General features: G+C 69.8%; 6 protein-coding genes. 5 read left to right on the top strand and 1 reads right to left on the bottom strand.

Annotated features, from left to right (window positions below; genetic code table 11):
- Positions 1-1,002, bottom strand: a 1,002-nt coding sequence (locus E1211_RS29205; RefSeq protein WP_132352976.1) for a LacI family DNA-binding transcriptional regulator, incomplete at its 3' end; no start/stop codon positions are given.
- A 145-nt stretch (positions 1,003-1,147) separates the two neighbouring features.
- On the opposite strand from E1211_RS29205, the gene E1211_RS29210 reads away from it, so the two are divergent.
- The 5 genes from E1211_RS29210 to E1211_RS29230 all read left to right on the top strand — a co-directional run.
- Entirely contained in the window at positions 1,148-2,659 is a 1,512-nt protein-coding gene (locus E1211_RS29210; protein WP_132352978.1) for an alpha-N-arabinofuranosidase, read from the top strand.
- Between the two features lie 42 nt (positions 2,660-2,701).
- Positions 2,702-4,030, top strand: coding sequence for an ABC transporter substrate-binding protein (locus E1211_RS29215; protein ID WP_132352980.1), 1,329 nt, complete (start codon positions 2,702-2,704; stop codon positions 4,028-4,030).
- A 6-nt stretch (positions 4,031-4,036) separates the two neighbouring features.
- Positions 4,037-5,005 (top strand): carbohydrate ABC transporter permease, encoded by a 969-nt coding sequence (locus E1211_RS29220; protein WP_132352982.1) that lies wholly within the window; start codon positions 4,037-4,039, stop codon positions 5,003-5,005.
- 10 nt (positions 5,006-5,015) lie between these two features.
- Positions 5,016-5,867, top strand: a complete 852-nt coding sequence (locus tag E1211_RS29225) for a carbohydrate ABC transporter permease (RefSeq protein ID WP_132352984.1) — start codon at positions 5,016-5,018, stop codon at positions 5,865-5,867.
- Positions 5,864-6,880: glycoside hydrolase family 43 protein (locus tag E1211_RS29230; RefSeq protein WP_132352986.1), on the top strand; the 1,017-nt coding region annotated here is incomplete at its 3' end. The genes E1211_RS29225 and E1211_RS29230, both read left to right, overlap by 4 nt.

Below are 6,880 nucleotides of genomic sequence, written 5' to 3' on the forward strand. Positions count from 1 at the left end.
GCCTTGGGTGGATTCTCGGGGTTCCAGGCGGTAGGGGGCGGCGAGTTCGCGGGGGGCGGCGCTGCGGTCGCCGTCGATCCGGTTGGCCAGCAGCTCGACCGCGAGCCGCGCGATCCGCTCCTTGTCCGGGGCGATGGTGGTCAGGGTCGGCACCGAGAACCGGCCGTCCTCGATGCCGTCGAAGCCGGCCACCGCGACGTCCTCCGGTACCCGTAGACCCGCCTCGTGCAGGGCCCGCAGGGCGCCGAGGGCGAGGGTGTCGTTGAAGCAGAAGACGGCGTCCGGGCGTACGCCCGAGGAGAGCAGGTTGCGCATGGCGGCCGCGCCGTCCGCGCGGTGCCAGATCGGCGCGGGCGCGACCAGGGCCTCGTCGTAGCCGAGGCCGGCCTCCTCCAGCGCGTCCCGGTAGCCGTCGAGGCGGAGCCGGGCGCTGGCGCCCTCCGGCGTGCGCTGCGAGCCGATGGCGGCGATCCGGCGGCGGCCGAGCCCGACCAGATGGTTGGTGATCTCCCGGGCGGCGGCCACGTTGTCGATCACGACGTGGTCGGCGGGGCCGCGGTCGACCCGCTCGCCGAGCAGCACCATCGGGGTGCCGTCCAGGTTGACCAGGTCGTCGGCGGTCAGCGCGAGCGGGCTGAAGATGAGCCCGTCGATGAGGTGGTCGGTGATGCCGGACGCGACGACCCGCTCCTGTTCGCGGCCGCCGCCGGTCTGGTCGATCAGCACCGTCCAGCCGAGGTCGGCGGCGGCGCTGACCACATGCCGGGCGAGCTCGGCGAAGTACGGGATGTCGAGCTCGGGCACGGCCAGCGCGATCACGCCGGTACGCCCCTTGCGGAGGTTGCGGGCGGAGAGGTTGGGCCGGTAGTTGAGCGCGGTGATGGCCTCCTCGACCCGGGCCCGGGTGTCGGGCCGGACGTGCGCGTAGCCGTTCACCACGTTGGAGACGGTCTTCACCGACACCCCGGCCCGTTCGGCGACGTCCTTGAGCCTGTGCCGCATTCGACCCCTCCCCCGACGTAACAACCGGCACTTTACCTCGTCGTCAGCTCTTTACAACGTTGCCTACAACGTTGTAGAAACCAGGGACACCGGGTGAGCGGTGACTGCGGTCACCCGGCAGCAGAAATGACGAAAGGTGACATTCGTGCGGACCGCGAAGCTCACGATCGACCCCGCATTCGCGATCGGGCCGGCCGACCGACGACTCTTCGGCTCCTTCGTCGAGCACATGGGGCGGTGCGTCTACGGCGGGATCTACGAGCCCGGCCACCCCGCCGCCGACGAGCGCGGGCTGCGACGTGACGTGCTGGACCTGACCCGGGAACTCGGTGTGTCGGTGGTCCGCTACCCCGGCGGCAACTTCGTCTCCGGCTACCGCTGGGAGGACGGCGTCGGCCCGATCGGCGACCGGCCCCGCCGGCTCGACCTGGCCTGGAAGACCATCGAGACGAACGCCTTCGGCCTGCACGAGTTCATGACCTGGGCCGACGAGGCCGGGGTCGAGCCGATGATGGCGGTCAACCTCGGCACCCGGGGCGTGCAGGAGGCGCTGGACCTGCTGGAGTACACGAACCACCCGGGCGGCACACAGCTGTCCGACCAGCGGCGCAAGAACGGCGCCGAGGAGCCGTTCGGCGTACGCCTCTGGTGCCTCGGCAACGAGCTGGACGGCCCCTGGCAGGTCGGGCACAAGACCGCCGACGAGTACGGCCGGCTGGCCGCCGAGACCGCCCGCGCCATGAAGATGATCGACCCGTCGATCAGCCTCGTCGCGTGCGGCAGCTCGAACCGGCGGATGCCCACCTTCGCCTCCTGGGAGGCGACAGTGCTCGAGCACACCTACGAGCACGTGGACTACATCTCCGCGCACACCTACTACGACCCCTCGGACGGGGACCGGGCCAGCATCCTGGCCTCGGCCGTCGACATGGACAACTTCATCTCCGAGGTGATCGCCACCGCCGACCACGTGGCGGCCAAGCAGCGCCACAGGCGGAAGCTGAAGATCTCCTTCGACGAGTGGAACGTCTGGTACGAGTCCCGCCTCCAGGCCGACCTGGACCGGCGGGGCTGGGTCGAGGCGCCCGCGCTGATCGAGGACGACTTCACGGCGGTCGACGCGGTGGTCGTCGGCGACCTGCTGATCACCCTGCTCCGGCACGCGGACCGGGTCGGCGTGGCCGCCCAGGCGCAGCTGGCGAACGTGATCGCCCCGATCCGCACCCGCAACGGCGGTCCGGCCTGGCGGCAGAGCATCTTCCACCCGTTCGCCCTGACCGCCCGGTACGCGCGCGGCACCGTGCTGCGCACCGAGCCCGTCTCGCCGACGTACGAGACGAAGAAGTACGGCGACGTCCCGGTGCTGGACACCGTCGCCGTGCACGACGAGGAGACCGGCGAGGTGACCGTCTTCGCCGTCAACCGTGGCGACACCGACCTCGAACTGCAGCTCGACCTGCGCGGGGTGCCCGGACTGTCCGCCACGTCACACGTGAGCCTCGCCGCCGGCGACGACCCGGAGGCGACGAACACCGAGGCCGAACCGGACAGGGTGACGCCCCGGGAGTTGACCACCCCCACCATCGACGGCGGCCGGTGCTCGGTGCGCCTGCCCGCCGTCTCCTGGAACGTGCTCCGCTTCGGAAACCCGCTCTGACCAGGGCACACTTCATACCGTCCCCCCAAGGAGAGATACGGCATGATCCACAACGAAATGAGCCGGCGGCGGCTCCTCGGTCTCGGCGTCGGGCTCGGCGCCGCGGCCACGCTGACGCTCGCGGGCTGCGGCGGTGGCGACTCGTCCGGGCCGGCTGCCGGCGGCGACGGCGGGAAGGACTACACCGGGCCGAAGGTGGACCTGAAGCTGTGGAACGGATTCACCGGCGGCGACGGTGAGATCTTCAAGACGCTGGTGAACCAGTTCAACTCCGAGCACCAGAACATCGCGGTCTCGGTCGCCACGTACCAGTGGGAGGACTACTACAACAAGCTCCCCAGCGCGGCCTCCAGCGGCAACGGGCCGGACATCGCGGTCATGCACATGGACCAGCTCGCCACCTTCGCCGCCCGCGGCGTGATCAGTGAGCTGGACGACGTGGCCAAGACCCTGGAGCTGACCGAGGCGGACTTCGCGCCCACGGTCTGGCAGGGCGGGCTCTACAACAACAAGCGGTACGGCATCCCGCTGGACATGCACCCGCTGGGCTTCTACTACAACAAGTCGGTCATGGAGAAGGCCGGGCTGGACCCGAACAAGCCGCCGACCACCCGGGACGACTTCACCGCCGCCCTCACCGAGCTGAAGAAGTCGGGCGTCCAGGGCTTCTGGATCAGCCCGTTCCAGTTCACCGGCGGTATGTCCTTCTACTCGCTGATCTACCAGTTCGGCGGCAGCCTCTTCGACGCCGAGGTCAACAAGGCCACCTTCAACGCCGACCCGGCGGTCGAGGCGTGCACCTGGATGGTCGACATGATCAAGCAGGGGCACTCGCCGGCGAACGTCGGACAGGACGCCGAGTACCTGGCCCTGAAGAGCGGCAAGAACGCCTTCACCTTCAACGGCATCTGGCAGATCAACGATCTGAAGAAGAGCCCCGACGTCCAGTGGGGCGTGGCGCCCCTGCCGCAGATCGGCGGCAAGCCGGCGGCCTGGGCGAACTCGCACAACTTCACCATCGTCAAGCAGCGCGCCAACAACGCCAACAAGGTCCAGGCGTCGAAGGTCTTCATCAACTGGCTCAGCCAGCACTCCCTCGACTGGGCCAAGGGCGGCCAGGTGCCGGCCCGCAAGGCCGTCCGGGAGAGCGCCGAGTTCAAGGCGCTGACCGAGGTGAGCGCGCTCGCCCCCGAGCTGGACTACGCGGCCTTCCCGCCGGCGACCCCGGGTCTGGGCGAGGTCATCAAGACCTTCTACGACTCGTTCAACGTGGCCGCGCTGGGCAAGAAGTCGCCCAAGCAGGCGCTCGACGAGGGCGTGGCCAAGGCCAACAAGCAGCTCGAGGACAACCGCAAGAAGTACGGGAGCTGATTCTCCGTGGCGGACGTGATCGAGGTCGGGGCGGCGCGCGGTGACGCGCCGCCCCCGGCGGCCAGTGCTGCCCGCCGGGGCGCCAAGTCGGCGAACCGGGTCGGTCGGGCGACGCCGTACCTGTTCCTCACCCCGTACCTGGTGCTGTTCACGGTCTTCGGCCTGCTGCCGATCGTGCTCGGCCTCTATCTCAGCGTGCACCAGTGGGACTTCCAGCTGCCCAACCGGCCGTTCGTCGGGTTGGACAACTACAAGGAGCTCTTCTCCAGCGACTCGGCGGTCTTCGGGGACTGGTGGCAGAGCGTCCGGGCGACGGCGATCTTCACGGTCGTATCGGTGCCGCTGCTGGTGGTGGTCCCGCTCGGGCTGGCGCTGCTGCTGAACCGCTCCTTCCCCGGCCGGACCTTCTTCCGGGCGGTCTACTTCGCGCCGTACGTGCTCGGCGTGGCGGTGATCGGCCTGCTCTGGCGCTTCCTGCTCGACGCGAACCTGGGCCTGGTCAACCGGCTGCTCGGCGTCGTCGGCCTGCCGGCGGACACGCCCTGGGTGACCGACGTGCCGTGGGCGTGGATCTCGCTGGTCGGCGTGACCGTCTGGTGGACCTCGGGCTTCAACGCGGTGATCTACCTGGCCGGTCTGCAGGACATCGCGCCGGAGCTGTACGAGGCGGCGAAGGTGGACGGCGCGAGCGCCTGGGAACGGTTCCGGCACGTCACGCTCCCCGGGCTGCGCCCGGTGCTGCTCTTCGTCATGACCACCACCGTGCTCGCCTCGGCGAACGTGTTCGGCCAGTCGTTCCTGATCACCCAGGGCGCGCCCGGCACGGAGACCCGCACCGTGGTCTGGTACATCGTCGAGCAGGGGCTCCGGAACAACGACGCCGGCCGTGCCGCCGCGATGAGCATCGTCTTCGCGTTGATGCTGGCCGTGGTGAGCCTCGCCAACTTCCGCCTCTTCCGCTACCGGGAAGACTGAGGGAACCGCCATGACGACGCCCACGCGCACCGCACCCACGCACACGCTGCGCCGGGTCGGGCTCTACGCCATCCTCGTAGCGCTGGCCCTGGTCTTCCTGATCCCGCTGGTGTGGATGGTCATCACCTCGCTGAAGACCTACGACGGCGCCCAGCGCATCCCGCCGGACTGGCTGCCCGACCCGATCTCCGGGTACGGCTACCAGCAGATCCTCACCAACACCGCCAACCCGGTGCTGCGCTGGTTCCTCAACAGCATGCTCGCCGCCACGCTGCACTCGGTGCTGGTGCTGGTGACCGCCTCGATGGCCGCGTACGCCCTGGCCCGGATGCGGTTCCGGGGTCGCGGAGTGTCCTTCGCGCTGATCGTCGGGACGCTCTTCATCCCGCCGACCTCGCTGATCATCCCGAACTTCCTGATCGTCGACTCGCTGAACTGGATCGACACCCTCGCCGTGGTGGTCGTACCCGGCGCGGCGAGCGCGTTCGGGGTGTTCTTCCTCCGGCAGTTCTTCCTCTCCCTGCCGAAGGAGTTGGAGGAGGCCGCCGTCCTGGACGGCGCGAACCAGTGGCAGATCTTCTACCGGGTGGTGCTGCCGCTGTCGAAGCCCGCCCTGGCCACCCTGGCGGTGCTCTCCTTCCTCACCAACTGGAACGACTTCCTCTGGCCGATCTTCGTGCTCTTCAGCCCGGAGAAGCTGACCCTCCCGCCCGGCCTGGGTCTGCTCCAGGGCTCGTACGTGACCGACTACCCGGTGATCATGGCGGGGGCGGTGCTGGCCAGCGTGCCGGTGCTGATCCTCTTCGTGCTCGCGCAGCGGCACATCATCCAGGGTGTGTCCCGCAGCGGCCTGAAGGGATGACCGCCGGAAGGCTCCGGCGACGCGGTGCGGCGGCGGTTCTCGCCGCCGCACTGCTCGTCTCCGGCTGCGGCGACGACACCGACCAACCCACATCCACGAGTACGGGGAGCGACCCGAGCATGTTCACCAATCCGGTCATCCGGACCGACGCCCCCGACCCGCAGGCCATCCGGGTCGGCGACACCTGGTACCTGTTCCACACCAACGCCGGCGGCCGGAACGTGCCGGTGCACACCTCCCCGAACCTGACCGACTGGACGCCGACCGGCGACGCCCTGCCGGAGCTGCCGGCGTGGGCGGACGCGGGGAAGACCTGGGCCCCGGAGGCGATCCAGCTCGGGCCGGAGTCGTTCGTGCTCTACTACACGGTCGCCGGTCGGGAGTCGGGGCGGCAGTGCGTCGGGCGGGCGGTGGCGACCTCGCCACAGGGCCCGTACCGGGACGAATCCGCGGGCCCGCTGATCTGCCAGGCCGAGCTGGGCGGGGCGATCGACGCCAGCCCGTTCCGGGACACCGACGGCAGCCTGTGGCTGCTGTGGAAGAACGACGGCAACGCCATCGGCGTGGATACCTGGATCTTCTCTCAGCGGCTCTCGGACGACGGGCTGAGCCTGGTCGGCGAGCCGACGAAGCTGCTGAAGCAGACCGAGCCGTGGGAGGGCGCCCTCGTCGAGGGGCCGTTCTTCCACCGCCGGGACGGGAAGCTGTACCTCTTCTTCGCGGCGAACGCCTACGACAAGGCCGAGTACGCCGAGGGGTACGCGATCTGCGAGTCGCCGAGCGGGCCCTGCGTGAAGGCCCCGGAGAACCCGATCCTGAAGTCCGGCGAGGCCGCCTCCGGGCCGGGGCACGCGTCGATGGTCGTCAAGGACGGGCGTACCTGGCTGCTCTACCACGCCTGGCCGCCCGGTCAGGAGGGGAGCGTCGACCCGGGCCGGCAGACCTGGCTGGACGAGGTCGTCTGGGAGGACGGAAAGCCCGTCGTCAAGGGCCCCACCGCAACCCCCCAGCCC

It is taken from the genome of Micromonospora sp. 15K316, assembly GCF_004348525.1.
Taxonomy (GTDB): Bacteria; Actinomycetota; Actinomycetes; order Mycobacteriales; family Micromonosporaceae; genus Micromonospora.